This is a genomic window from Candidatus Poriferisodalis sp. (assembly GCF_965219595.1).
Lineage (GTDB): Bacteria > Actinomycetota > Acidimicrobiia > Acidimicrobiales > Poriferisodalaceae > Poriferisodalis.
The window spans coordinates 1,653,625-1,678,560 of record NZ_OZ244781.1 but is presented as its reverse complement, the minus strand read 5'-3'; the positions used below and the strand labels follow the sequence as shown (position 1 = coordinate 1,678,560).

Below are 24,936 nucleotides of genomic sequence, written 5' to 3'. Positions count from 1 at the left end.
GGGGCCGCTCATGAAACTGCGCGACCTGAGAACCGGACTGACCTTCGACGACGTACTGATCGTGCCGCAGCGGTCGTCGATCCGCAGCCGCAGCGACGTGTCGGTGCGCACCCGCCTTTCCCGCAACATCCCGCTGGATCTGCCAGTGATTGCGGCCAACATGGACACGGTCTGCGAGCACGAGATGGCAATTGCCATGGGCCGTCTGGGCGGTGCGGGCATCGTCCACCGGTTCATGCCCATCGACGCGCAAGCAGCCCAGATCGCCGCCATCAAGAACGCCGACGACGGCTCACTGGTAGCCGGCGGCGCGGTAGGCACCGACCACGACATGGGCGACCGGGCCAAGGCGCTGGTGGCAGCAGGAGCCGATGTGCTGGTGCTCGACATAGCGCACGGTCACGCCGACCACGCCATCGACGGGGTGCGCCGCCTGAAGGACAACTTCGCCGACACCGACGTGATCGCCGGCAACGTGGCCACCATCGACGGCGCGATCGACATGGCCGAAGCCGGTGCCGACGCGATCAAGGTGGGCGTGGGACCGGGCGGCGTGTGCACCACGAGGCTGGTGGCCGGAGTCGGCGTGCCGCAGCTGTCTGCGACCGACAGCGTGGTCAACGGGCTCGCCGATGCGGGATTCGATGTGCCGGTCATCGCCGACGGCGGCATCAGGACATCGGGCGACATCGCCAAGGCGCTGGCTGTCGGTGCCGAGACCGTGATGATCGGCAGCATGCTCGCCGGTACGAAGGAGAGCCCCGGCGAGGTCGAGCAGGGCCCGCACGGGCTGCGCAAGCGCATCCGCGGCATGGCCAGCTTCGAAGCCATCGAGGCCCGGGCCGAGCGTCACGGCGAGGAAATCGACGACGAGTACTTCGAACAGCGGGCGCCTGAGGGCGTCGAAGGCACCGTGCCCTACCGGGGCGAGGCCGGCAAGCTGATCGGCGAGCTGATGGCCGGCCTGCGCAGCGCCATGAGCTACACCAACGCCCGCAATCTGGCCGAATTCACCGAGCGCACCGAGTTTGTCGCCGTGACGCCGCTCGGGTTGGCGGAGAACACCCCGCACGCCACCCTGTCGTACTGACGGGCACCCGTGCCCGTCAGTCGAGGAGGTCCGACATGGGAAGCGAACCGTCCAGAGACCTGATCGCGCTCGACGACCCCTACCCCGACCGCGACTACGAGGTGCGCTGCACCACGCCGGAGCTGACCTGCGTATGCCCCGTGACCGGGCAGCCCGACTACGCCACAGTCGACATCGCGTACATCCCCGATCGTCGCATCGTCGAGCTGAAGTCGCTCAAGCTCTACCTGTGGAGCTTCCGGGACGAGCCGGTCCATCACGAAGCCATCACCAACCGCATCCTCGACGACCTGGTGGCGACCGTCGCACCCAAGCAGGCCACGGTAGAGACGCGCTGGCTGGTGCGAGGCGGCATCACCACGACGGTCACGGCCCGCCATCCCGCCCAGGCATCTCTGGGCTGAAGCGGCGGCACGCCTGACCGAAGGCCGTCTGGCGGCCTCAATACACTCGATCCGATGCCATTGTTGGCGCCCGCCGACAGGCGCATTCTGCGCGAGCTGCTCCGCCGTGGGGGGACGGCCGAGATCGGCGAGATCAGCGCGGCTGTGGTGCTGGACAACCAGACCGTGCAGATGTCGCTCGACACCCTGCAGGAATCGGGCATCGTGGCGCAGGCCGGCTCCGTGCCGGGCCTGCGGGGCGCACGCTGGTCGCTCACCCGGCACGGCCATGAAGTGGGGCCGTCGCTGGTCGGAAGCGACCTCGCCGGCGGCCCCGATGGCCACGAGGCGACCGGTCCGACCGACCCGGCCGAGGGCTGGGGCTTTCCGTGGCGTCCGCCCAAGCCCGAAGCGCCGCTCTATGCGACCGGCCTGAGCCGGCGTGCGCGCCGAGCGGCCGACCGCGCCGTGATCGGCATCGCGGGACCGCCGCCCAAGCGCCGTCGCCGCGGCCGTGCGATCGTCGCGATCCTGCTGATCGCCGCCACCATCGGTGTGGGCTTCGTGGCAATGAACGCGCTGCGTGTCACCGAGATCACCGTCTCAGGCATCAACGACGGCGCGATGGTGCGCCCGGCTGGACTGGCCGGGACCGTCCTGGAGTTCAGCATCGACGGCGGTGATGTCACCTCCGCGCAGATGCTGCTCGACGGCTTCCCGGTGAGCGGAGTGCAGCGCTACGACAACCGGATCGTGTGGCCGGTGCCGGAACTGACCGAAGGCGCGCACATCGTGACGCTCGATGTCGATCGACGCTTCTTCGGCACGGCAACGGCAGCGGTCACGTTCACGGTCGACGGGACGCCCCCAGCGGTGGAGCTGCCGAGGATCTTCGAACCGGTGGCATTGGACGAGCCGGTCGTGTTGGCCGGGTCGGTCGAGCCGGGCGTGTCGCTGCAGATCGGGGACCAGCGCGTCGATACGGCATCGGGCTCGTTCAGCCTCACCTTGCCGAGTCCGCCCGGCGGCCCGGTGCCGGTGATCGCCACAGACGCTGCCGGCAACATCACCGAATTCGACGTCATCGTGCCCATCGGCTACCCGCACACCACGGGGGTTCACGTGACGGCGGCCGCATGGGACCACGACGGGCTGCGCGAGTCGGTGGTGGAGCTCATCGAGCAAGGTCGCATCAACGCAGTACAGCTCGATCTGAAAGACGAGGATGGTCGCATCGGCCACCGGACAGAGGTCCGGCTGGCCCAGCTGACAGGTGCGTCGAGAGAGCTCTACGACCTGCAGGAAGCCATCGACGAGCTGCATGACCTCGGTGTGCGGGTGATCGGGCGCATCGTGGCGTTCAACGACCCGACGCTGGCTCGCTACGCCGCGGCGAACGGCGACCTGGACTGGGTCGTGCAGACGCCGGACGGACGCCCGCTGGCGAAGTACGGCGGGTTCACCAACTTCAACCATCCGGTCGTGCGGCAGTACAACCTGGATATCGCCGCCGAGGCCGCCGCGGCCGGCATCGACGACATCTTGTGGGATTACATGCGCCGGCCCGAAGGCGACCTGAGCGGCATGCGGATTCCCGGCTGGGATGGCGGCGATCCGTCGCCGGTCATAGTGAGCTTCCTGGCCGAGGCCAATTCCATGCTGCGCGAAGCGCAGGTGTTCCACGGTGTCTCGGTGTTCGGCATCGCGGCAGACCGCGGTGAGTGGGTGGCGCAGGACATCGGCGCCATGTCCGACCACGTCGACTATGTGGCGCCCATGGTGTACCCGTCGCACTGGGGGCGCGGCGAGTACGGGGTGGTGCACCCAGAGGCACAGCCCTACGACATCACCAGGGCGTCACTGGCCCAATTCCAGCGCGTGCTTGCGGGCACCAACACGGCGGTGGTGCCGTGGCTGCAGGACTTCTCGATGCGGGTGAACTACGGCCCAGCCGAGGTGCGCGCCCAGATCGATGCCGCAGCCGACCTCGGCATCAGCGACTGGCTGCTGTGGGATCCGCAAGTCACCTACACCAATGAGGGCATCCCCGTCTCGTACCGCTAGCAACGAGGGCAGCCGGAGCATTGGTGCGACGGGGCGGGCATGATGTGGCGCCGATCCGGCGCACCCCCCAACCCCGAGGAGCACCCATGGCCACCCTCTCTGCGGAACCGCTGTCCAAGTCCTACGCCACCGTCAACGGCAAGCAGATGGCGTACCACGACTCCGGCTCGGGCGATCCGGTCGTGTTCCTGCACGGCAACCCGACGTCGTCGTACCTGTGGCGCAACATCGTGCCCCATGTGCGGCCGCACGCTCGGGTCGTAGTGCCTGACCTGATCGGCCAGGGCGATTCCGACAAGCTGGACGACACCGGGCCCGACTCGTATCGCTTCGTGGAGCACCGCGAGTACCTCGACGGCTTGCTCGACCAGCTCGACTTGGGCGACAACATCACGTTCGTGATCCACGACTGGGGATCGGCGCTCGGTTTCGACTGGGCCAACCGGCACCGTGACCGGGTGGCGGGTCTCTGCTACATGGAAGCCATCGTGCGGCCGATGAGCTGGGCGGAGTGGCCCGAGGCGGCAGCCGGCATCTTCCAAGGCTTCCGGTCGCCGGCCGGTGAAGAGATGGTCATCACCAAGAACCTGTTCGTGGAAGCGGTGCTGCCCGGCTCGATCCAGCGCAAGCTGTCCGACGAGGAGATGAACGAGTACCGGCGCCCGTTCGTCGAGCCCGAGCACCGGCGTCCTACCCTCACCTGGCCGCGCCAGATCCCGATCGAGGGCGAGCCTGCCGACGTCACCCAGATCGTGACCGACTACGGCGAGTGGCTGTCGGGCTCAGACGTGCCGAAGCTGCTGGTCAACGCCAATCCGGGCGCGATCCTCAACGGTCCGCAGCTCGAGTACTGCCGCACCTGGCCGAACCAGACCGAGGTGACCGTCGAGGGCAATCACTTCTGCCAGGAAGACAGCCCCGACGAGATCGGACAAGCGATCGCCGACTGGCTGGCGAACCGCTGAGCTAGCCGAGCCCGACTGCTTGGCGGGCTCGAGCCTCGCGCTGCTTGCGCTCGATCTCTTCGCGCTTCTCCACCGGCGTCTGGTTGGTGATCACCTGGTACAGGTCGGTGTCGATGTCGTCGAGGATGACATCGCCGGCCAGCACTGCTGACTTCCAGTCCTGGTGCTCGGCATCGCGCTCGTGAAACTCCGGCATGACCTCGGCGGCGAACAGCTCAAGGCTGGAGCAGATGTCCTCGTGGGTGTTCTTGCCGGCCTGGTTCAGCAGGATGAGCTGATCGACGTGGGCGTCCTCGTACATCTCCAGTTTCTGGCGGATGGTGTCGGGTGAGCCCACGAGGCCGACGTTGTTGCTGGCCTTCTGGCCCTTCGGCGACTTCTTCCACTCCTGGTACTCGTCCCACAGGTTGACCGAGCCCGGCTCGACGGGCCCGTGGGAGTTGTAGAAGACCAGCGAGAACTGGAAGAACGTCCAGCCTTCCGCTTTGGCCTGGGCCTCCTCGTCGGTCTCGGCGCACATGAATGGGCTCACCACTGCCACGCCGGGGTTGGTCTGGTAGTCGCAGAGCAGGTCGAGATGGTTGAGGTAGTTGTTGTAGTAGGCGTTCACCCAGGCCCGGGCGGCGTCGGCCGACACGAATGAGAAGCCCAGCGCGCCCATGCCCCGCTGGGCCGCCATGACGATCGTGTCGAGCTGGCTGCACGCCACCCACAGGGGCGGGTGCGGCTTCTGGTACGGCTTCGGCACGACGTTTCGGGCGGGGAACTTGAAGATCTCGCCGTCGTAGCTGTGGTTGACCTCTTGGAACATCGGCATGAGGCAGCGCACGGCGTCTTCCCACACGACGCGCTTGTCGCGGAAACGGCGGTCGAAGGGATGCAGCTCGGTGACCGATGAACCCTCGCCGATGCCCAGCTCGACCCGGCCGCCGCTCACGATGTCGAGCGTGGAGACCCGCTCGGCCACGCGGGCCGGATGGTTGGTGGGCAGCTGCACGATGCCATGCCCGAGCCGGATGTTCTTCGTGCGCTGGCTGGCTGCCGCCAGGAACACCTCGGGCGCCGAGCTGTGGCTGTACTCCTCGAGGAAGTGGTGCTCGACCTCCCACGCGTAGTCGTAGCCGAGCTTGTCGGCCAGCTCGATCTGGTCGAGCGCCTGCTGGAACAGGACGAACTCGGAGTCGTCGTTCCACGGCCTCGGCAGCTGCAGCTCGTAGAAGATCCCGAACTTCATGTTGTGTCTCCCTGTGCGCTGGACCGCCGGTCATCCTAGGTAGCTGGGCTGATCGGTGAGCTTGGTCCTGCCACCCACCCCTCCGCTGACGTTGCATACAGGGGTGTTTGGACGGGAATGGGGGCGGTGCGAAGATATGAGCGTGAACACCGTTGGATTCGTGGGGCTGGGCACGATGGGCGGGCCGATGTGCGCTCGCTTGGTCGGCGCCGGCTACCCGGTCACGGCCTTCGACCTGAATGCTGACGCGCTCGATGCCGCGGTGGCAGCAGGCGCAACTGCGGCTGGTTCGGCTGCGGAAGCGGCTTCTGGGGCCGACGTCTTTCTGACATCGCTGCCCGCTCCTCAGCATGTCGAGGCGGTGATGTGCGATGCAGGAGCGCTCGGGGCGCTGTCGGCGGGGTCGGTGTGGGTGGATTTGACTACGAGCCGTCCTGAGCTGATCCGGCGTCTGGCGGGCGAGGCTCCCGAGGGCGTCGCGGTGGTGGACTCGCCGGTCACAGGTGCTGTGGATGGTGCCCGCAACGGCACGCTCACCTTGTTTGCAGGCGGTGAGTCGACGGTCGTCGAGCGGGTGCAACCGCTGCTCGAACGCTTGGGGCGGGTCATTGTGTGCGGGGCGTTGGGCACGGGGTGCGTGACGAAGCTGGTGACCAATCAGCTGTGGTTTGTGGGCGCTGCCGCACTGGCCGAGGGGCTGGCGGTCGGAGTGCGCAATGGGGTTGAGCTCGGCGACCTCTGGGAGGCGATCAAGGGCAGCGTCGCCGACAGCTTCGTTGCCCGCCACGACGCGCCCAGCATCTTCGCCGGGCACTACGACCCGTCATTCTCGCTGGGCTTGTGCGTGAAGGACCTCGGGTTGCTGGGCGAGTTGGAGACCATCGTGGGCGCCGAGCTGCCGATGACTGCGGCAGCGCGGGCTGCGTTCGAGCGAGCGGCCGAGCGCTACGGCGTGGACGGACCCGAGCTGAGCGTGGCCCGCCGCATCGAGGACGACGCCGGCCTGTCGCTGCGGCTCGACGGCGACTGGGTTCCGCACTGGGAGGCATGACGAGATGAGCACGACCGCCGCTGCGCCGTCGGGCCTGGACGACGGCAGCGAAGCAGCCGGATTGGGGCGACTGGTCGATGTCGGCCGCTACCAGCTGGAAGGGCGCGACCTGCCCGCGGCCAACCCCAGTCACTCGGCCTACTGGAACGTGGTCGAGCACGCTCGCAGCGGGCTGCGGTCCGACGGCTGTGCAGTGCTGAAGCGATTCGTGACGCCAGACGGCGTGAGGCAGCTCAACGAGGAGATTGTCGCTGCGAAGCCGCAGACGCACTTCTCGACGCAGGTCATCAATCCCTACTTCCACACCCAGGTCAATCCCGAGTTCAGCGACGACCACCCGGTCAACACGTTCACCGAACGTTCGAGCGGCTTCATTCCGGGTGACGCGTGGCCGTCGGTGTGCGCCATTGACGCTGTGTTCCGTGCGCCGCAGCTGTGCCGGCTGCTGGCTGACTGCCTCGAGATCGACGAGCTGCACTGCTACGCCGATCCGCTAGCGGGCCTGACGGCGAACATCCTGGATCCTGGTCAGCAGTTCCCCTGGCACTTCGACACCAACGATTTCGCCGTGACGGTGCTGGTGCAGCCCGCCGACGAGGGCGGACTGTTTGAGTACGCGCCTGCAGTGCGGTCGGCCGATGACGAGGGCTTCGAGGCGATCGACGGGCTGCTGGACGGCGGGCGCGACGGCGTTCATACGCTGGATCTGCAGCCAGGCGACTTGCAGATCTTCCGCGGGCGTTACTCGCTGCACCGGGTGACCCGGGTGGCTGCGAGCTCGCAACCCCGCCATGCGGCGATCTTCGCCTACACCCACCAGCCCGGTGTCATCGGGCGAGTCGAGCGAACCCGCCAGCTATTCGGCCGCGTCTTGGCCGAGCACGAGGAAGCCGAGCGCAGCCGCGTGCGCGAGGACGACCTGCTCGACTGACGGAAAACGGCTGGACCGGAACCCGAAAATCACCATGACGGCGGTACGTGTGCCGCGTACCGTGCGGGCGTGAGCAAATCAGGCGAATCAGGCCCTTCAGACCAGAACAGCACCCAGGCACCCTCGGCGCGCACCAAGTTGCGGCGGATGGCTGAGCGCGGCCGTTACGGCAGTGACGACGTGCGGGAGATCCTCGACGCCGGGCTGATCGCCCACGTCGGCGTCGACACACCTGACGGCCCGTTGGTGCTGCCGATGGCCTACGGCCGCGACGACGAGAACCTGTACCTGCACGGGGCGTTGGCGAATCACCTGCTGAACTCCGGCGAGGGCACCGAGATCTGCGTGACGGTGACCCACCTCGACGGTCTGGTGATGGCGCGCACGCCGTTCCACAACTCCATGAACTTCCGCTGCGTCGTGGTGCGCGGCCTCGCTCACCGGGTCACCGACGCCGCGGCCAAGGAACGGGCACTGAAGCTGGTGACCGACCACATCGTCGCCAACTGGGACACCTCCCGGCCACCGACCGCGGAGGACCTGCGGGCGACGCTCGTGCTGGAACTGCCGCTGGCGGAGGCCTCTGCCAAGGTCCGGGCCGGCGATCCCGTCGACGACGCCGAAGACATGGCTGGCAACTGGTGGGCCGGCGTCGTCCCCCTCACCACCCGCTTCGAACTGCCCACTCCCGCCGCCGACCTCACCGATGGCATCGCCACGCCCACTGCCGTCGCGAACCTCGCCCACCGCACGCCTGACACCAGACTCAACGCATCACGGACTGTTGATGATCCTTGAAGAACCGAAGCTGGTTTCGGGCCGCAGGGATTGAGCGCGGAACCTAGCGAGATCGACGAGGCCATCTACGGCACGTGAAGGTTGCCCGCCATCCGCTCACTCGCGGTTCTCGCTGGGGACTGCCAGGTCGAGCGTGTGGTAGTCGGCGGCATCGTCCACGAAGATGGCCCGTTCAGTGTGCAGGCCCGAGGGAAGGTCGAGCGTGCCAGCACAGATGGCAATGGTGTCGACCTGGTGCGACTTGCCCTCGGCCACCTTCCAGAAGAGCGACGCGCCGCACTCTCGGCAGAACCCGTAGGCCACGTTGGGGTCGTCGGCCGGGTGGTGCCACGCCAGGGAGGCATCCGAGATCAGCCGGAGATCGGCGGTCTTGCAGCCCGTCGCTGCCATGAAGTGCCCCGTCCACCGCCGACAGCGCCAGCAGTGACAGTTCCACACATGCCGGATCGGCCCGTGCACCTCGTAGCTCACGGCACCACACAAGCAGTGACCCGAAGCCGCCGGTCCGGACGAAGGCTGGTCGATCTCGCTCATGACAATGCTCCGAACTCTCGCCCCCAAACCGCAAGGCTGTGATTGTCCCATGACACCCGGACTTGCCCTGGCAGCAATACGGGAGGCGTCGGAGGCGAGCGGATGTTGGCGCTAGCCGTCTGGGTGAGGCGTGGGGAGGCGGTAGATCCAGTGGCCGCCTCTTGGGTCGATCGCGTGGAACAGCAGGTGTTCGCCGGTCTCGCTCCATCGCAGTGTCGGCGTGCTGCCTGAAGCGATCTCGCCCGGCGCATTCACGGTGAGGCTGAAGTCCTCGGTGGCGGTCGGATCTTGCAGCGAGCGGATCGCGGCGGTCGCCTGGCCGTCCGACCACTCGCGCATCACCGCGATTGCCGAGCCGTCGGCCGACCACGTGCCGCGGCCGCCGACAACGCCCGTCAACAACAGCGACTCGGACAGGTCGTCGAGTTGCACCATTCTCAGATCGTCGCCGATCCGGTAGGCGATGGCGCCGCCATCAGGAGACCACGACGGCGCTGACAACCACCCGCCACTGGCCGCAACCACCTGCTCGGCGCCGTCCAGCAGATCCACCACGACGATGCGGTGCTCGAAGCGGCTAGTCCCATCGGCCTCAGTCACCCGCATTCGGCGGGCGAACGCAATGCGGCCCTCGTCGGGAGACCAGGTGGGGTCTTGATCCAACACGCTCCCTTGCGTGATCTGAGCAAGGCCCAGACCGTTGGGCAAGATCATGAAAATGTGACTGGCTCGTTCTCCCTCCACGACTGCGCCCTGCGAGAACGCGATCCACTGGCTGTCGGGTGACCACGCCGGAGCATTCAGGCCGTACTGGGCAGTGAGGAACGGCAGGTCGCTGGTTCCGTCGCCGTTCGCAACCCACAGGGTGCTGCCGACCCGAAACACCATGCGCCGGCAGTCGGGCGACCACGACAGATGATCGACGCCTTCGGGCTTGGTGCTCGCGAAGCTCAGGGGGAGCTGCACCCGCTGGGCGGGCAGCACTCCCCTGCAGACGGCGGCGGGCGGGCCAGGCTCGTCGAGTCGGATGCGACTGGGGATGTACGGCTCGACGCCCGACACCGGGTGCTCCGGTTCGCCGAATGCCTCCGACAGCTCCGAGCCCGATGCGTCGGTTGTGTCAGTTGGTTCGTCTTCAGGTTGGGGAGGCTCCGAATCCACCGGTGCCTCGGCAGCGGCAGCAGTCGTCACCGGCGCGGCATCGTCCTCGGGCGCAACAGCATCTGCGCTCGTTTCCGGGGCCGCTTCTGCGGGTTCGGCGTCGTCGGCGGCCCCATTCGAACCCAGCTGCGAACTGACTGCGGCAGCAGCAACGAGCAACAGGCCGGCGATGGCCGCAACCAGCCACCATCGCGTTCGAGGCTGATCAGGACCGCGGCGACCTGAGCTCGACACCACCATGCGCGCGACCGTACCTGCAACCGATTGCGCACAGTCGGTCAGAGGACGCGCGAAGCGGATTCTCTAGGGTGGCCCGGTGCCCAAGCCGCTGATCGGACTGTCGGGACGGCGCCGCGCCGGCGCTCGCATCCGCGGCTTCCCGCCGGTGTTCGTCGACGTCGAAGTCGATCTGTACATCGCTCACTACGCCCAGGCGGTGCACGCTGCTGGGGCCATCGCGGTGCACGTGCCGCTCGACGCCGACCCCGCCGAGGTGGTGCCGCGCCTCGACGCGGTGCTGCTCACCGGCGGTGAGGACGTGGCTGCGTGCCTGTACGCCGACCGCCTGCATGAGCAGGTGTACGACGGCATCGACCCGTTCGCCGAGCGCGCCGCAGGATTCGACAACGACACCGTCAGCGCCGTCGACGCGGTTCCAATGCTCGCTCGCAGCGACGGCGAGCACAGCAACCCGTCTACGGCTGTCACCGACCGCGTGCCGCTGCGCGATGCGTTCGAGATCGCCTTGCTCGACGCCGCCGTCAACAGCGGCCTGCCGGTGCTGGGCATCTGCCGCGGCCCGCAGCTCATCAACATCGCCGCCGGGGGCACCCTGCACCAGCACCTGCCCGAGCACGCAGCCACCGACGGGCCGCCCGACGCCACCCCCCACACCGTCATCACCGTCGAAGGCAGCCAGCTGCGCGAGATGTACGGCCCAGAGGTGGCGGTGAACTCGCTGCATCACCAAGCGGTGGATCAGCTCGGTGACGGCTACATCGCGACGGCGCATTCCCCCGACGGGATCATCGAGGGCATCGAGCACGCGGAGCTGCCGATCCTGGCCGTGCAGTGGCACCCCGAGCTGATGACCGGGGCACTCGCCGACCCCTGCTTCCGCTGGCTCGTCGACAACGCCAGCACCTGATTGCGGCGGCGCTCGCCAGCTACGCCTGCACCGTCCGCCACACCGCTACGAACCGAACGGTCAGCCCTCGACGGCGGCTCGCACCCGCGGGATGACGTTTCGAGCGAGCCGTTCGAGGGACGTGTTGAACAGCGACGGGGCTATGCCGGGCGAGGCACCCCAAGTGCACACGTCGGTGAAGCCGTACTGCTGAATGAACCCAGTCAGCTCGGCGACGCAGTGGTCCTCATCGCCGACGATCCAGTTCTGGGGAATCGCACCCTTCGACGGGTCGAATGCGGTGAACTCGTCGGGCGTCTCGGCGAAGAACTTGGCGTACACGCCGAGCCGGTAGCGCTCTGCGGCCTTGATGGGGTTCCACTCGCGCTCCTCGTCGTCGGTGACGAACACCGAGCGGATGATGCCCACCCGGTAGTCGTCGGGATCACGCCCGGTCGCCCGCAGCTCGTCCTTCCACGGATCCATCACCACTTCGGGCGCACCCTGCGGCAGCAGGTGCGTGTCGAAGCGGGCAGCCCGCACCGCCGCGTTCGCGCTCATGCCTGCAATCCACAGCGGCGGGCCTCCCGGCTGCACCGGCGCCGGCGTCACCAGCAGGTCGTCGAAGCGGTGGCGCTTGCCGCGGAAGCTGAACGGCTCGCCCTTCCACGCCAGCCGCAGGATCTGCACCAACTCCTCGGTGAGCGACACCCGGCGCGACTGGGGGATCCCGAAGCCACGGAACTCATGCGCCGCGTAGCCCATGCCGATGCCCAGCTCGATGCGCCCGCCCGAGATGTTGTCGAGAATCGCCAGATCCTCCGCCAGCCGGATCGGATGCGCGAACGGCGCCAGCAAAATGTCGGTGGACAGGCGGATTCTCGACGTGCGAGCAGCCACCGCCCCCGCCACCGGCACGAAGTTCGGCAAGTGGCCGTCGTCGAGGAAGTGATGCTCGGTGAACCACGCCAGGTCGAACCCCAGCTCATCGGCCATCTCGAGCTGATCGAGCGCCTGCGCGTACATCTCGGGCAGCGGCACATCGCTGCCGGGCGGGCTTCGCAGATCGTGGACGACCCCGAAGCGCAGTGGTTGAGCCATGGCCGGAGACTAGGGCCAGGCCAGCCGAGCCGACCGTTCGACGCTGGGCCCCCACGAAATTTCCTAATGGGCGTTCGACTATTGTGAAGAGACGGGTCCGGAGCGTCGGCGTCGACTCTGGCGAATTCGCAGCCGCTCGATCCGGCGATGCGCCGTACGATCTCAATTGGGGGAGACCAGACATGGCAGCAACAGCGACCAACGGAACCTCAAACGGCAGCGCCGACGGCACCAACGAATACGAGGTCATCATCATCGGCGCGGGCGTGGCCGGCATCTACCAGATGTACCGGCTGGCCGAGCGGGGCGTGCACGCGACCGTGCTCGAGATGGGCAGCGATCTCGGCGGCACCTGGTTCTGGAACCGCTACCCCGGCTGCCGCTTCGACTCGGAGAGCTACACCTACGGCTACTCGTTCTCCGACGAGCTGCTCGAGGAGTGGCACTGGAAGGAGCGCTTCTCTGGCCAGCCCGAGAACCTGCGCTACCTCAACTACGTGGCCGAGAAGTTCGACCTGCGCAAGTACATGCAGTTCAACTGCACCGTCGAGACGGCGCACTTCGACGACGATGCCGGTCTCTGGCGGCTGCACCTCGGCGACGGCCGCGACCTGAGCTGCCGCTTCCTATTGACCGCACTGGGCCTGCTGTCCGCGCCCACCTATCCCCGCATCGAGGGCGTCAGCTTCGACGGCACCGACGTGTTCGAGGGCCCGTCGTTCCACACCTACCACTGGCCCGCCGAACCAGTCGAGATCGAGGGCAAGCGGGTGGCGGTCATCGGCACCGGTGCCACCGGCGTGCAGGCCATCGCCGCCATCGGCGAGCAGGCTGAGCACCTGACGGTATTCCAGCGGCGCCCCAACTGGTGCGCCCCGCTGCACAACAGCGAGATCTCCCCCGAGGAGATGTCCACCATCCGCGCCCGCTACGACGACATCTTCGACCTGTGCGCTCGCACACCGGGCGGCTTCGAGCACGAGCCGATCCGTACCGGCTTCCACAACGTCTCTGCCGAGGAGCGCCGCGCGATGTGGGAGAAGCTGTACGGCGAGCCCGGCTTCGGGATCTGGATGGCCAACTACCGCGAGATCTTCTTCGACGAGGAGGCCAACGCCGAGCTGTCTGCATTCATCGCCGACAAGATCCGCGAGCGGGTCGACGACCCCGTCATCGCCGAGAAGCTCATCCCCAAGGATCACGGCTTCGGCGTGCAGCGGGTTCCGCTCGAGACGAGGTACTACGAGACGTACAACCGGCCGAATGTCTCGCTGGTCGACCTGCAGGAGACCCCGATCGAGCGGATCACCCCCACCGGCATCCAGACCTCCGATCAGCACTACGAGTTCGACTTGATCGTGTACGCCACCGGATTCGACGCCATGACCGGCGCGTTCGACCGCATCGACTTCCGGGGCAGCGGCGGTCAGAGGCTGGCTGACAAGTGGAAGGACGGCCCCGTCACGTTCTTGGGCATGATGGTCAACGGCTTCCCGAACCTGCTCACGATCGCCGGCCCGCAGAGCGGCTCAGCCTCCACCAACTACCCGCGGGGCATCGAGATCGGCGTCGAATGGATCACCGGCCTGATGGACTTCGTCTGGGAGAACGGCTACACCCGCTTCGAGGCCGACGCGGACGCTGAGCGGGAGTGGACCAACCACGTCATCGAGATGTACAGCATGATGCTGATGCGCAAGGCGCAAGGCTGGTTCACCGGGTACAACTCGAACATCGACGGCCATGAGGCGGGCACCATCCGGTACTTCGTGTACAACGGCGGCGCCCCCAAGTACAAGCGCCGCATCGACGAGGTCGCCGACGGCAGCTACCAGGAAGTCGACTTCGCCACCGAGCGCACGGCCGTCGGCGTCGGCTGAACCGGATCGGCACAACCGAAACAGGGCCGCGACCTGTGACCCACGCGCTGACGTGACCGCTTCCCGATGAGGTGAACCGTGGACATATCCGGAGCCGCTGCCATCGTCGGCGTCGCCGAGACTGACTACATGCGGGGCACCTCGCTGAGCGTGCCCGAGCTGGTGCTGGAAGCGACCATGGCCGCCATTGCCGACGCCGGGCTCGACCCCAGCGAGATCGACGGCATCCTGCCGCCGCCGGGGTTCATCTCGTCGGAGGAGATCGCCGCCAACCTCGGCGCTGACGACATCCGCTACGCGGTCACCGTGCACATGGGCGGCGCCAGCCCGGTCGCAGCGCTGCAGTCGGCCACCATGGCGATTGCGGCAGGCATCGCCACCAATGTCGTGATCACCGTGGGCTGGAACGGCTACTCGGCAATGCGGCCCCGTCCCGATGCCCGCCCCACCAAGCGACGCCTCGAGCCGGGCCCGTTCGTGGACGTGAGCCGCAACTTCTACGCGCCCTACGGCGTGCGCTCGGCGGTGCAGTGGTACTCGATGTACATCCAGCGCTATGTCGACCTGTACGACGTGGAGCCCACCGACGCCGCCCAGGTCGCGCTGACCTGTCGCGAGCACGCGCACCTCAACGACAAGGCTCTCATGGGCGGCCGGCCGATGACCATGGACGACTACCTGGCCTCGCCGCTCATCACCGAGCCGATGCGCAAGTTCGACTGCTGTCTGGAGACCGATTGCGCGGCCGCAGTGGTGCTGACATCGCCCGAGCGGGCGAAGGATCTGCCCCACGCGCCGGTGCTGTGGCTCGGCGGTGCCGAAGGGCACCCCTACCCCGCCGATGAGATCACCAACCGGCCCGACATGCTGAAGCTCGGACTCGACTCCGCAGCGCCGCGGGCGTTCGCGATGGCCGGTGTGCAGCCGGCCGACATGGACTTCCTGCAGATCTACGACTGCTTCACCTACGTCGTGATGATGGAGCTCGAAGCCATCGGCATGTGCCCCAAGGGCGCCGCCAAGGAGTTCGTGGCCGACGGGAACATCTCGCTCAGCGGTCGCTACCCCATGAACACCCACGGCGGCCTGCTGTCGCAGGGCCACGCATGGGGCCTCAACCACGTGGTGGAAGCGGCGCGCCAGCTTCGGCACGAGGCCGGCGACGCGCAGGTGCGCGACGCCGAGCTGGGCGTGGTGACCGGCTACGGCGACCTCGGCGACGGCAGCATCGCCGTGCTCGCCCGAGGCTGAGCCGGTGCGGATGAGATTGATGCCATGAGCACAGCCAAATCGGCCCGCAAGTACGTGCCCAAGCCCGAGGGGCTGAACCTCGAATTCCACCTGGCGTGCCTGGAAGCGGGCACGCTGCGCATTCAGCGGTGCACCGACTGCGGCCACTTCCGCCACCCGCAGCGCTGGTACTGCCCGTCGTGCCACAGCCGCAACTACGACTTCGCCCCCGTCTCAGGCAGCGGGCGGATCTACTCGATGGCGGTCAACCACTTCACGGTGGATCGCGGCTGGGCCGACGAACTGCCGTACATCACCGCCGTCGTGGAGCTCGACGAGGGCCCCCGCGTGGTCGGCTCGCTGCGCGACGTGCAGCCCGGCGAGGCCGGCCTCGGGCAGCCGGTGCGTGTCTCGGTGGAACCTCGGGGCGAAGAATTCGCTTACCTGTGGGTTGACTTGGCCTGACATCTGAGGTTCCAGGACGACCGCTGCACCGCTGTCTCAGGATGGGCCCGCAGTGTCGATCCGGCTGGCCAGAACGGCGACGATGGCGAACGCGCCTGCCACCGCAGAACCGAGATAGGCCCACGTCGGGCTGAAGGTGAACACGGGCAACCAGATCACCGCACCGAGCGCATGGCCGCTGAATCGGAGCGAGAGCGTGAACGACAGCGCTCCCGCGCGATTGTCGGGTGTCGCAATGGAGGCGAGCGATTGGAAGCTGACCACGACGGCCTGCGTTGCCGCGCCAGTGACGAACCAGAGAACGGCGAGCAGCCATACCGCGTCCGCGGCTGACAGCAGGGCCACCAGTCCCGAGCACACGGCGATGGCAATAGTGGCCGCCCGCCGCCCTCCCAAGCGGTCGAGCGCGATCCCCCACAGCGGAGCCGCAGCCATGCCGGCCAAGCCGCCGGCGAGCAGCAGCACCCCCACCTGCGAACCCGACAGTCCCACCACATCGCGGCCGCTCAAGCTCACGAGGATCCTGGCCCCGATGGGTCCCATAGCGCACAGCGATGCCGTGGCGGCTATCAGCAGCGTCGGGCGGCGCATCAAGGACTGGAATCGGGGCGGAGAACCTGCCTGCTGGCGAGCGTCCGGCTCGGCTCGGGCTGTGCTGGCCGGCAACAGGAGTGCAATCGCAGCACCGACGGCGGCCGTCACCACATATGCGATGCGCCAGTTCGTGTCGGCTCCGATCCCGCCCAGCATCGGAGCGGAGAGCTGTCCCAGTGCCTGGCATGCCGCGTAACGGCCCACGATGCGGCCGATTCCCCCGGTCGGCGCGGTCTCGGTGAGTGTCGCCAGCAGCAGCGGCGTGATGAACGCATTCATGGCGCCCTGGCCGGCACGGGCCGCGAGAAACCATCCGTAGTTCGGCGCCAGGGCACACCCGAGCGTCGCGACGGCATACAGCGCGACGGCGCTGCGCAGCGTGCGCGCCCGTCCCCACTTGTCGCCGAGCGTGCCCGACACCAGCAGGAGGCCGGCGAAGGGCACCAGGTAGACGTTGAGCGCCCAGCCGATCTGGCTCGTGCTGACCGAGAACGCGTCGCGCAGCTCGGGGATCATCGGCAGCATCACGAACGTGCCGAGCGGGCCCATCATCCCGCCGAGGTAGAGCAGCACCCGGCGCCACTCGCCGTTCACCGCCGTCCCCCGAGAGCAGTCGCGCTGAGAGGTGCGCCTACTGGTTGTCGCACCTGTCGTTTCCCGCTCTTGTTCGCTGACGCTCACGGGCCGCTCGGGCCACGGCTTCGCCTCACGGCTCAGCCTCTGAGCCCCCGCACGCTACTTCGCGGTCGTCGGAGGGGTCCGGGCGATAGCGCTCCAGCCCAGAGCGCAATCGCTCGCGCCTACCATCGCCGCGCGACGAACGGGGGCAGTCATGGCCGAAGCAGCGCCGATGCCGTCCCGCCGCCCGCCGCCAGTTGCGCCCGAAGCCGGACTGTCCCATGTGCGGGTGCTGGAATTCGCCGGCAGCGTGGGAGTTGCCTGGGCGGCGAAGCTCTTCGCCGACCTGGGCGCTGACGTCATACGCATCGAGGACGACCACGACCTGGTCCGGTCGCGGCCCCACGATGTCCACCGCTGGCTGAACTCCAACAAGCGCTCCGTCTGGTCAGTGAGCGACGAGCTGATCGCCGGTGCCGACCTGGTGATTCACGATCGCCGTGACCTGGCCGATCTGACGCAGCAGAACAGCCGGCTTGTTGTGCTGTCCATCACCCCGTTCGGGCTCACGGGGCCCTACGCGCACTACGACGCCACCGAGATCAACGTCATCCACGGGTCGAGCTGGGGAAACCTGTCACCCGGGGGCGCCACCGATCCGGACCTCCCGCCGCTGAAGGCACCGGGGCATCACGCCAACATCAACGTGGCCTCGGTTGCCGCGATCGTGGCCCTCGCGGCAACCGAGCGTGCCGCCATGAGCGGCTACGGCGAGCACATCGACTTCTCGGCTGTCGCCGCAGCGGCCAAGCTCACTGAGGTCGCTCCTGCGTCGGTCTCGTTCCTGGGCGTGGAGGCCTCCCGGCTGGGCACGCGCACGGTGGTGCCGTGGCGCATCTTCCAGTGCGTCGACGGGCTGCTGCAGCTCATCTGCCCCGAGCAGTCCCAGTGGGAGTCGTTCGTGGAGCTCATGGGCTCCCCCGAGTGGGCATCACTCGACGTGTTCGCCACCGGTCCCGACCGCACCCAGAACTCCGATGTCGTCAACATGTACTTGGCCGAGTGGTTCGCCGAACAACGGGCCGACGAGATCTACCACGCCGCCCAAGCTGCTCGGATTGCCGTGACGCCGGTGAACACGATGGCCCAGCTCGAAGCCGATGGGCACTTCGCCGAACGCGGGTTCTTTGCCATGACGCCTGACGGGCTGAAGCTGCCGGGTCCGGGGTTCCAGATCGATCAGCCGTGGTGGAATCTCGCCGCCGAAGCACCCGACGCCGGCGCTCACGAGGGGGACGGCTGGCGGCCCAGGGCAGCCGTCGTTGAGGGTGCTGGAGCCGCCGCGGGCGCCAGCAGCACCACCGCCGCGGCGGCGGGACACCGCCCGCTCGAGGGCGTGCGGGTCTGCGACTTCACGTGGATCTGGGCCGGCCCGTTCTGCACGCAGATCTTGGCCCACCTCGGCGCCGACGTCATCAAGCTCGAATCTCCCGATCATCTGTGCATGTTCCGGCGACTGCCGCTGAGCCCGCCCGACAGCCCGCCGTCGCATGACACCTCCGGCCTGTTTCAGCTCTACAACAGCGACAAGCGCAGCCTCGGCATCGACCTGTCCCACCCGGATGCCGCGGCGGTCGTCGCACGACTGGTCGCCATCAGCGACGTGGTGGTCGACAACTTCGGCGTCGGCGTCATGGATCGACTCGGATTCGGCGTCGAGCAATTGCGTGCGATCAACCCGGATGTCGTCATCGCCTCGCTGTCCGGCTACGGAAGCACGGGCCCCTGCGCGCAGTATGTGGCGTACGGACCTGCCGGCGGGGCGTTCGCGGGCCTGTACGCCTCCAACGGCTACGAAGGCGGCCCGGCGTACGAGACCGGCGTGGCCATCGGCGATCCATGCACAGGAATCACCGCCGCGTGGGCGGTGGTGGCATCGCTCGCCGCTCGCCGTCGCGGCGGCATCGCCGCCACCATCGATGTCGCGATGGCCGAAGCCGTTGCCGCCACGGTCGGCGAGGGCTGGATGCAGTACCAGCAAAGCGGCCAGTCGCCGGCTCCCATCGGCAACCACGACCCGTTCTGGTCGCCTCACAACTGCTACCCGGCGCGCGGAGACGATCAATGGGTCACGATCGCCTGCACCGACGAGGACATGTGGCAATCGCTGTGCACGGTCATCGACCCCGGCCTCGCGACCCGCCCGGAATTCGCCGGCGCCGCGAATCGCAAGCGGAACGAGGCAGAACTGGATGCCGCAATCTCGGCGTGGACGCAGACGCGGGACCGCTGGCAGATCACCGAGGAGCTGCAGGCGGTCGGCGTCACCGCCTTTCCCTCGCTTTCATCGCACGAGCTGTGGACCGGCGATCCCCACTTCGAAGCCATCGGCATGCTTGAGCGGCCTCACCATCCACTCACCGGCGACCGGGTGGTGCCTGGCGTCCCCTGGCGCTTGAGCGACGGCCCCAACGGGCTGCGACGCCCGGCGCCGCTGCTCGGCCAGCACACCGTGGAGGTTCTGACCGACGTGCTGGGGTACGCGCCCGATGCGGTGGACGACCTGATCGCCCGGGGAGTCGTTCAGGAACCCGCCACGGCTCACACCGACTGAGAGCACGCGCGTAGGTCGCGTGCAGGCGCGGTGCCTCAGGCGCTAGCGGCAGCCTGCACGGTGGTGGTGACTTCCGGTGTCAGGTCGAGGCCGTGGAAGTTCTGGAGTCGCTCGATGGTCTCGGCGTAGCGCTCGCGCTTTGCGGCCTCCCGCTCGGGGGCACGCTCGGCGAACTCGGGCATGACCTCGCGGGCAAACAGCTCCATTGACTCGCAGATGTCCTCGTGGCGATTGCGGCCCGCCTGGCTCACGAAGATCAGCTCATCGACGCCAGCGTCCTCGTACGCCCGCACGAACTCACGGATCTGGTCGGGCGTGCCGATGCAGCCGCGCAGCGAGTCGAGGCCGCCAGCCGACACTAGGTTCTCCGCGTCCTCCGAGCCGACGGCCGCCTGCACGGTGGCGGTCAGCTTCGCAAAGCCCATCTCCTCGCGGTTCTCCTCGAACTGGGTCCAGATGTCGGTGGCGCCCGGCGTGTGGGTGCCGAACGCGTAGTAGTGCAGCAGCGAGTAGGCGAAGAAGTGGAAGCCGTCGAGGCCCCGGTCGATCGCCGTCTGCTCATCGGGGTGGCACATGAAGCCCGTCGTCACCGCGATGTTGGGGTTCGGCGCGAGGCCCGCCGGGTCGGTGCAGGCCTCGAAGGCCTCGTAGTAGTCCGACACCCACTGGCGGGCCTCGTCAGGATCGATGAACGAGAAGCTCAGCGCGCCGAGGCCTCGCTGGCCCGCCATCAGGATCGTGTCGCGCTGGCTGCACGCCACCCACATCGGCGGGTGCGGGCGTTGCAACGGCTTAGGCACCACGTTGCGCGCCGGCATCGAGAAGAACTTGCCGATGTGCCCCTCGTACGGCGACTGCGCCATCATCTTGGCGATCTCGGGGACGGCCTCTTCCCACATCGCCCGCTTGTCGGCGCGGGCGATCTCGAAGCCGCCCAGCTCCATGTCGCTCGACGTCTCGCCGGTGCCGAACTCGACCCGGCCGTTCGAGATGATGTCGAGCGTGCCGATGCGCTCAGCCACCCGAGCCGGGTGGTTGTAGCCCGGCAGCACCGGCACGATGCCGTGCCCGATGCGGATGTTCTGGGTGGTTGCGGCGCATGCCGACAGGAACACCTCGGGTGCCGAGGAGTGCGAATACTCCTCCAGGAAGTGGTGCTCCACTTCCCACACGGTGCTGAAGCCCAGCTTGTCGGCGAGCTGCACCTGTTCGAGTGCCTCGTGCACGATGCGGGCCTCGGCCCCGTCGTCCCACGGGCGCGGCAGTTGGTGTTCGTAGAAGATGCTGAAGCGCATGCCGTTTCCCTTCGAGCGGCGATGAGCGGCTCGTAGTGTGCCGTGACTGGCGCGACTCGGCGCGCCCGCCAGTGGGCGGCGGCGAGCTCGTTGCGCTCAGTTCATCGCAGCGATGCTGGCAAAGGCGGCATCCACGATGCGACCGCCCCGCGGGTCGCCGGTGATGGCGGCATCCATCCGATTCATCACGTAGGCCACCGACGTGCGCACGTCGAAGTCGACGACGGCGATGGATCCGCCCCAGCCACCCCAGTACATGTGGTTCGGATTCGGGCTGGTCACCCAGCCGTCGAGCTGACGGGCGAAGCCCAGGCCGTGCCGCAGTCGCAGCATCAGCACCTCGTCGATGTTGTCGACCTGCTCCTCGAGGCCCTTGCGCGCCCCGGCCTCGGACATGATCCGGACGCCGTCCACTTCTCCGCCGCAGGCCAGCATCGAATGGATCCGTGCAACCGCGCGGGCATTTCCGATCCCGCCCGCCGCCGGGATTTCGGCTGCTCGCCACGCACGCGTCCGGGGCTCGGTGGCGTCAAGCGAGCAGCTCGCCAAGGTGCGGACGGCAATCGAATCAGGGTCAATCGGCACCCCGCTCGCTTCGAGAACCTCCAGCAGGGACGGGGGCGGAAGAAGCTCGCCGACGCGGTGGTCTTCCGACGCGGGCAGGCTCATCCAGAAGTCGGCACCGAGCGGCTCGGCGATTTCGGTGCGGAACCAATCCGCCATGCGTTGGCCGGTGATGCGGTAGAAAATCTCGCCCTCGAGGTTGCCCTGGGTGACGGCGTGGTAACCCGACTTGGTTCCTGGCTCCCACCACAGTTCCTGGGCAGCGAGCTGTTCGGCGATCGCGTCGAGGTCGTACAGATCCTCGGCCGATACCGGCGGCACGAATCCGGGCAGGCCCGCCGTGTGCGACATGACGTGCCGCACCAGCACGCCCTCCTTGCCGTTCTGTGCGAACTCGGGCCAGTACTCGCACACCGGCGCATCGAAGTCCAGCTCGCCCCGATCAGCCAAGGCGAGCATGCACGTCGCCGCCATGGTCTTGGTGGTGGAGTACACGTTCACGATCGTGTCCCGGTCCCACGGAGTGCCGTTCGTATCGGCGTCTCCAGCCCAGATATCCACAACAGACTCGCCGTCGACGGTCACCGCCGCCGCAGCACCGACTTCGAGGCCTTCGCTGAAGTTCCGCTCGAAGGCGTCGCGAACTGCCTCGAATCCCTCCCTGCACGTGCCGTGTATCTCCATGACCTGCCCTTCGTGCCATGCCGGCCCGCACGGCCGCCAATTCGGGGCTCATCATGGCAGTAGCTGCATGCACTCGCCCATGCCGAAGGTGTCCGTCCAGGACGCTGCGCGGCCGCGGGTGACTTCCGCGCTCAGGTGGTCGGCGCCGTGATCGACGGTGCTGTGCCGAAGTCAGCCCAATCCGTGACGACGCTGAATGATCCCGCGCCGTCGATGACGGCGGTGTAGCTGACCCGCCTGATCAGGTCGTCGCGATCCACCCACACGTCGAGCTGGACGTTGTCGAGTCGCTGAGGCGGCTCCTGATTCGTCATGGTCATGAACATGCCGAGCGACATGAGGAAGCCGGCCCCTGCGCCAGCAGGCAGGGAGTGCGTGCGGTAGTGGGCGACCGTCACGCCGTCGAGACTGGTGTCGCCCACCTCGACGAAGTCGAACACGGCACCGAGATCGTCGATGGTGACGCCGAACGTCAGATTCGACCTGACGGGTGCGCTCGAATCCTCGGATTCCGGAGCCCAGACATATGGATGAGGGCCCTCCCACGGTCCGTCGCCGGTCGCTCGATACGCCTGATCGCCGATGACCACTTCGGCGTAGGAGCCCAGATCCGGGATGCCCGCCTCGGGCACGGCGGGTCCGGATGTCAACCGGTACTCGAAGCTGCGGTCCGAGAACACGCCTTCGATCGTCATCTCCCACGGCTCGGCCAAGACATCGAAGTCGAACGTGACCGTCGTGGATGTGGTGGCCGAGCTGCTCACCCCGATCGTGGTCTGGACGGCCTCGTGCACGGCAGCGGTTGCATCGCGACCGGTGCCGGTGTCGTACACCACGATCGTCGCAGCCGCGACGACGGCGATCACCGCCGCCGCGGCCGCTGCGCTGATCCAGCGTCGACGAGCGGGCACGCCGACTGATGACGATCTCTTCGGCCCGTGAACCACTCGAAGCCGCGGAGATGCGTCCGCGCTGTCCGCCAGGATCGAATCCAGCAACTGGGCCGGCTCCGGGTCCGTCGCCGAGGCGAGCGCATCGACGTTGACCGGGTTCGCCCGGCGCAGATCAGCTAGCAGTTCGTCTTCGATACCGGTACCGGTCATGAAGCACTCCCTTCGCCGCCGCTTGCGTCATCAAGACGATCAAGGCGCGCAGCGAGTCGTTTGCGGGCCCGATGAACACGGATGGCCGAGGCGTTCGCCGAGATGCCGAGCACCTGGCCGATCTCGGCATGGCTGAGCTCCTCCCACGCCACGAGCATGAGCACTTCCCGGTCGGCTTCAGACAGGGCAGCGAGGGCCGCTGCGATCAGCGTCGAGCGCTCGCTGACCTCAGGCGCGACCGCTTCGTCTGCCGCGGCGGGGCGGACCAGTCGCAACCGATCGTGCGCCGTCTGGCGCCGGCGACTGGAGCGTGTGGCGTTGCGGATCATGTTCCTGGCCACGCCGAACAGCCACAGACGTTCGGAGCCTTCGGGAACGTCGTCGCGACGGCGCCACGCTGTCAGGAACGTGTCAGCGACAACCTCGTCGGCAGTTGCGGCATCGACCCTGCGGCGGGCATACGCCAGCAGCGGGCGGTACGCCTCGGCATAGAGGTGCCGGAACCAGGCCTCGTCGTGAGCGGCGAGCATGCAGACAGCCATCATGGCTGTCATGTCCGCTCACGCCTGACTCTTTCGCGGCGTCGTCACGCATGCTGTCCGGCGAATCCATTGACATTCGTTCCGACGATGCGATCATCGACGCCTACCTTGGTTCCGAGGTACACGCATGAGCAGCACCGACACCCAGACACCAGCCGATGCACTCGGGCCAGCCACGACCCCTGCCCTGGACGTGCGGAACCTCGTGGCCGGCTGGGGCGGCGTGCCCGCCGTGCGCGACCTCTCGCTGCATGTCCATCCCGGCGAGGTGGTGGCGTTGCTGGGGCCCAACGGCGCCGGCAAGACCACCACGCTGCTGACCATCGCGGGGATCCTGCGGCCGATCGACGGCGAGATCGACGTGCTCGGCGAGCCGCTCGACGGCGCCAGCGCGCACCAAGTGGCGCGCAGGGGCGCCGCATTGCTGCCCGAGGACCGCGGCATCTTCTTCCAGCTCTCCGTGGCGGAGAACCTGCGCTTGCACCGGCACCGTCGCAGCGAGGTGACCGAAGCCGACATCATCGGCTGGTTCCCGGCCCTCGAGCAGCTCCTGGACCGCCGGGCCGGGCTGCTCTCGGGCGGCGAGCAGCAGATGCTGGCCTTGGGCTGCAAGCTCATCGCCGATCCGAAGCTCCTGATGGTGGACGAGATGAGCTTGGGACTCGCGCCGATCATCGTGGAGCGCCTGCTGCCGGTGGTGCGGCGCATCGCCGACGAAACCGGCACGGCCGTGCTGCTGGTGGAACAGCACGTGCATGCCGCCCTCGCCATCACTGACAGGGCGTATGTCCTCAATCACGGCGAGCTGGCGCTGTCGGGAACGGCGGACGAGTTGGCGCAGCGACCCGAGGTGCTCGAAGCGAGCTACCTCGGGGAGCGCACCCTCGACCAGGAGTAGCGTCGGGGACT

22 protein-coding genes are annotated in these 24,936 nt (G+C 67.8%); 13 read left to right on the top strand and 9 right to left on the bottom strand.

What is annotated here, in order from left to right:
• Positions 1–10: 10 nt before the first annotated feature.
• The 4 genes from guaB (at position 11) to ACOQPE_RS07475 (ending at position 4,502) form a co-directional block, all read left to right on the top strand.
• The gene (gene guaB / locus ACOQPE_RS07490) at positions 11–1,090 is read left to right on the top strand and encodes an IMP dehydrogenase (RefSeq protein WP_420611196.1); all 1,080 of its coding nucleotides are present in this window, start codon (positions 11–13) and stop codon (positions 1,088–1,090) included.
• A gap of 35 nt (positions 1,091–1,125) precedes the next feature.
• Complete coding sequence (queF, locus tag ACOQPE_RS07485) at positions 1,126–1,494, top strand: preQ(1) synthase (RefSeq protein ID WP_420611195.1); 369 nt, start codon at positions 1,126–1,128, stop codon at positions 1,492–1,494.
• A 54-nt stretch (positions 1,495–1,548) separates the two neighbouring features.
• Positions 1,549–3,537: a putative glycoside hydrolase gene (locus tag ACOQPE_RS07480; RefSeq protein WP_420611194.1), complete on the top strand. Its 1,989-nt coding sequence runs from the start codon at positions 1,549–1,551 to the stop codon at positions 3,535–3,537.
• 86 nt (positions 3,538–3,623) lie between these two features.
• Positions 3,624–4,502, top strand: coding sequence for a haloalkane dehalogenase (locus ACOQPE_RS07475; RefSeq protein ID WP_420611193.1), 879 nt, complete (start codon positions 3,624–3,626; stop codon positions 4,500–4,502).
• Position 4,503: 1 nt separating this feature from the next.
• Here the strand turns inward: ACOQPE_RS07475 and ACOQPE_RS07470 are convergent, their stop codons facing one another.
• Positions 4,504–5,736 carry an LLM class flavin-dependent oxidoreductase gene (locus tag ACOQPE_RS07470; protein WP_420611192.1) on the bottom strand — a complete coding sequence of 411 codons (1,233 nt, stop codon included), beginning with the start codon at positions 5,734–5,736 and terminating at the stop codon, positions 4,504–4,506.
• Between the two features lie 142 nt (positions 5,737–5,878).
• On the opposite strand from ACOQPE_RS07470, the gene ACOQPE_RS07465 reads away from it, so the two are divergent.
• The 3 genes from ACOQPE_RS07465 to ACOQPE_RS07455 all read left to right on the top strand — a co-directional run bounded on the left by ACOQPE_RS07465 (position 5,879) and on the right by ACOQPE_RS07455 (position 8,516).
• A complete protein-coding gene (locus tag ACOQPE_RS07465; RefSeq protein ID WP_420611191.1) occupies positions 5,879–6,787 on the top strand; it encodes an NAD(P)-dependent oxidoreductase in 909 nt (302 codons plus the stop codon).
• 4 nt (positions 6,788–6,791) lie between these two features.
• The gene (locus ACOQPE_RS07460; protein ID WP_420611190.1) at positions 6,792–7,718 is read left to right on the top strand and encodes a HalD/BesD family halogenase; all 927 of its coding nucleotides are present in this window, start codon (positions 6,792–6,794) and stop codon (positions 7,716–7,718) included.
• 69 nt (positions 7,719–7,787) lie between these two features.
• A complete protein-coding gene (locus ACOQPE_RS07455) occupies positions 7,788–8,516 on the top strand; it encodes a pyridoxamine 5'-phosphate oxidase family protein (protein ID WP_420611189.1) in 729 nt (242 codons plus the stop codon).
• Between the two features lie 96 nt (positions 8,517–8,612).
• On the opposite strand, the gene ACOQPE_RS07450 is transcribed toward ACOQPE_RS07455, so the two are convergent.
• Complete coding sequence (locus ACOQPE_RS07450; protein ID WP_420611188.1) at positions 8,613–9,050, bottom strand: GFA family protein; 438 nt, start codon at positions 9,048–9,050, stop codon at positions 8,613–8,615.
• A gap of 111 nt (positions 9,051–9,161) precedes the next feature.
• Positions 9,162–10,451, bottom strand: coding sequence for a hypothetical protein (locus ACOQPE_RS07445; protein ID WP_420611187.1), 1,290 nt, complete (start codon positions 10,449–10,451; stop codon positions 9,162–9,164).
• A gap of 76 nt (positions 10,452–10,527) precedes the next feature.
• On the opposite strand from ACOQPE_RS07445, the gene ACOQPE_RS07440 reads away from it, so the two are divergent.
• Positions 10,528–11,358 carry a gamma-glutamyl-gamma-aminobutyrate hydrolase family protein gene (locus tag ACOQPE_RS07440; protein WP_420611186.1) on the top strand — a complete coding sequence of 277 codons (831 nt, stop codon included), beginning with the start codon at positions 10,528–10,530 and terminating at the stop codon, positions 11,356–11,358.
• Positions 11,359–11,418: 60 nt separating this feature from the next.
• Here ACOQPE_RS07440 and ACOQPE_RS07435 read toward each other — a convergent pair whose 3' ends face one another.
• Entirely contained in the window at positions 11,419–12,438 is a 1,020-nt protein-coding gene (locus ACOQPE_RS07435; RefSeq protein ID WP_420611185.1) for an LLM class flavin-dependent oxidoreductase, read from the bottom strand.
• Positions 12,439–12,620: 182 nt separating this feature from the next.
• Between ACOQPE_RS07435 and ACOQPE_RS07430 the strand changes: the two genes are divergently transcribed.
• The 3 genes from ACOQPE_RS07430 to ACOQPE_RS07420 all read left to right on the top strand — a co-directional run bounded on the left by ACOQPE_RS07430 (position 12,621) and on the right by ACOQPE_RS07420 (position 16,013).
• On the top strand, positions 12,621–14,318 hold the full coding sequence (locus tag ACOQPE_RS07430; protein WP_420611184.1) for a flavin-containing monooxygenase: 1,698 nt from the start codon (positions 12,621–12,623) through the stop codon (positions 14,316–14,318).
• 78 nt (positions 14,319–14,396) lie between these two features.
• The gene (locus tag ACOQPE_RS07425) at positions 14,397–15,569 is read left to right on the top strand and encodes a thiolase C-terminal domain-containing protein (RefSeq protein ID WP_420611183.1); all 1,173 of its coding nucleotides are present in this window, start codon (positions 14,397–14,399) and stop codon (positions 15,567–15,569) included.
• 24 nt (positions 15,570–15,593) lie between these two features.
• The gene (locus tag ACOQPE_RS07420) at positions 15,594–16,013 is read left to right on the top strand and encodes a Zn-ribbon domain-containing OB-fold protein (RefSeq protein ID WP_420611182.1); all 420 of its coding nucleotides are present in this window, start codon (positions 15,594–15,596) and stop codon (positions 16,011–16,013) included.
• Positions 16,014–16,049: 36 nt separating this feature from the next.
• Here the strand turns inward: ACOQPE_RS07420 and ACOQPE_RS07415 are convergent, their stop codons facing one another.
• Positions 16,050–17,201, bottom strand: a complete 1,152-nt coding sequence (locus ACOQPE_RS07415) for an MFS transporter (RefSeq protein WP_420611181.1) — start codon at positions 17,199–17,201, stop codon at positions 16,050–16,052.
• Positions 17,202–17,439: 238 nt separating this feature from the next.
• Between ACOQPE_RS07415 and ACOQPE_RS07410 the strand changes: the two genes are divergently transcribed.
• Positions 17,440–19,839: a CoA transferase gene (locus ACOQPE_RS07410; RefSeq protein ID WP_420611180.1), complete on the top strand. Its 2,400-nt coding sequence runs from the start codon at positions 17,440–17,442 to the stop codon at positions 19,837–19,839.
• Between the two features lie 35 nt (positions 19,840–19,874).
• On the opposite strand, the gene ACOQPE_RS07405 is transcribed toward ACOQPE_RS07410, so the two are convergent.
• The 4 genes from ACOQPE_RS07405 to ACOQPE_RS07390 form a co-directional block, all read right to left on the bottom strand.
• Positions 19,875–21,134: an LLM class flavin-dependent oxidoreductase gene (locus tag ACOQPE_RS07405; RefSeq protein WP_420611179.1), complete on the bottom strand. Its 1,260-nt coding sequence runs from the start codon at positions 21,132–21,134 to the stop codon at positions 19,875–19,877.
• A 96-nt stretch (positions 21,135–21,230) separates the two neighbouring features.
• On the bottom strand, positions 21,231–22,382 hold the full coding sequence (locus ACOQPE_RS07400; protein ID WP_420611178.1) for a serine hydrolase domain-containing protein: 1,152 nt from the start codon (positions 22,380–22,382) through the stop codon (positions 21,231–21,233).
• Between the two features lie 131 nt (positions 22,383–22,513).
• Positions 22,514–23,485 carry a hypothetical protein gene (locus ACOQPE_RS07395; RefSeq protein ID WP_420611177.1) on the bottom strand — a complete coding sequence of 324 codons (972 nt, stop codon included), beginning with the start codon at positions 23,483–23,485 and terminating at the stop codon, positions 22,514–22,516.
• Positions 23,482–24,039, bottom strand: a complete 558-nt coding sequence (locus tag ACOQPE_RS07390) for an RNA polymerase sigma factor (RefSeq protein ID WP_420611176.1) — start codon at positions 24,037–24,039, stop codon at positions 23,482–23,484. Before ACOQPE_RS07390 ends, ACOQPE_RS07395 begins: the two co-directional genes overlap by 4 nt.
• 115 nt (positions 24,040–24,154) lie before the next feature.
• Between ACOQPE_RS07390 and ACOQPE_RS07385 the strand changes: the two genes are divergently transcribed.
• Complete coding sequence (locus ACOQPE_RS07385; protein WP_420611175.1) at positions 24,155–24,925, top strand: ABC transporter ATP-binding protein; 771 nt, start codon at positions 24,155–24,157, stop codon at positions 24,923–24,925.
• Positions 24,926–24,936 lie beyond the last annotated feature (11 nt).

Coding starts and splice junctions, on each gene's coding strand:
- ACOQPE_RS07430 (WP_420611184.1), top strand. CDS start 12,621: ATGGCAGCAACAGCGACCAACGGAACCTCAAACGGCAGCGCCGACGGC.
- ACOQPE_RS07450 (WP_420611188.1), bottom strand. CDS start 9,050: ATGAGCGAGATCGACCAGCCTTCGTCCGGACCGGCGGCTTCGGGTCAC.
- ACOQPE_RS07460 (WP_420611190.1), top strand. CDS start 6,792: ATGAGCACGACCGCCGCTGCGCCGTCGGGCCTGGACGACGGCAGCGAA.
- ACOQPE_RS07445 (WP_420611187.1), bottom strand. CDS start 10,451: ATGGTGGTGTCGAGCTCAGGTCGCCGCGGTCCTGATCAGCCTCGAACG.
- ACOQPE_RS07475 (WP_420611193.1), top strand. CDS start 3,624: ATGGCCACCCTCTCTGCGGAACCGCTGTCCAAGTCCTACGCCACCGTC.
- ACOQPE_RS07420 (WP_420611182.1), top strand. CDS start 15,594: ATGAGCACAGCCAAATCGGCCCGCAAGTACGTGCCCAAGCCCGAGGGG.
- ACOQPE_RS07435 (WP_420611185.1), bottom strand. CDS start 12,438: ATGGCTCAACCACTGCGCTTCGGGGTCGTCCACGATCTGCGAAGCCCG.
- ACOQPE_RS07395 (WP_420611177.1), bottom strand. CDS start 23,485: ATGACCGGTACCGGTATCGAAGACGAACTGCTAGCTGATCTGCGCCGG.
- ACOQPE_RS07470 (WP_420611192.1), bottom strand. CDS start 5,736: ATGAAGTTCGGGATCTTCTACGAGCTGCAGCTGCCGAGGCCGTGGAAC.
- ACOQPE_RS07385 (WP_420611175.1), top strand. CDS start 24,155: ATGAGCAGCACCGACACCCAGACACCAGCCGATGCACTCGGGCCAGCC.
- ACOQPE_RS07400 (WP_420611178.1), bottom strand. CDS start 22,382: ATGGAGATACACGGCACGTGCAGGGAGGGATTCGAGGCAGTTCGCGAC.
- ACOQPE_RS07410 (WP_420611180.1), top strand. CDS start 17,440: ATGGCCGAAGCAGCGCCGATGCCGTCCCGCCGCCCGCCGCCAGTTGCG.
- ACOQPE_RS07405 (WP_420611179.1), bottom strand. CDS start 21,134: ATGCGCTTCAGCATCTTCTACGAACACCAACTGCCGCGCCCGTGGGAC.
- queF (WP_420611195.1), top strand. CDS start 1,126: ATGGGAAGCGAACCGTCCAGAGACCTGATCGCGCTCGACGACCCCTAC.
- ACOQPE_RS07390 (WP_420611176.1), bottom strand. CDS start 24,039: ATGACAGCCATGATGGCTGTCTGCATGCTCGCCGCTCACGACGAGGCC.
- ACOQPE_RS07480 (WP_420611194.1), top strand. CDS start 1,549: ATGCCATTGTTGGCGCCCGCCGACAGGCGCATTCTGCGCGAGCTGCTC.
- guaB (WP_420611196.1), top strand. CDS start 11: ATGAAACTGCGCGACCTGAGAACCGGACTGACCTTCGACGACGTACTG.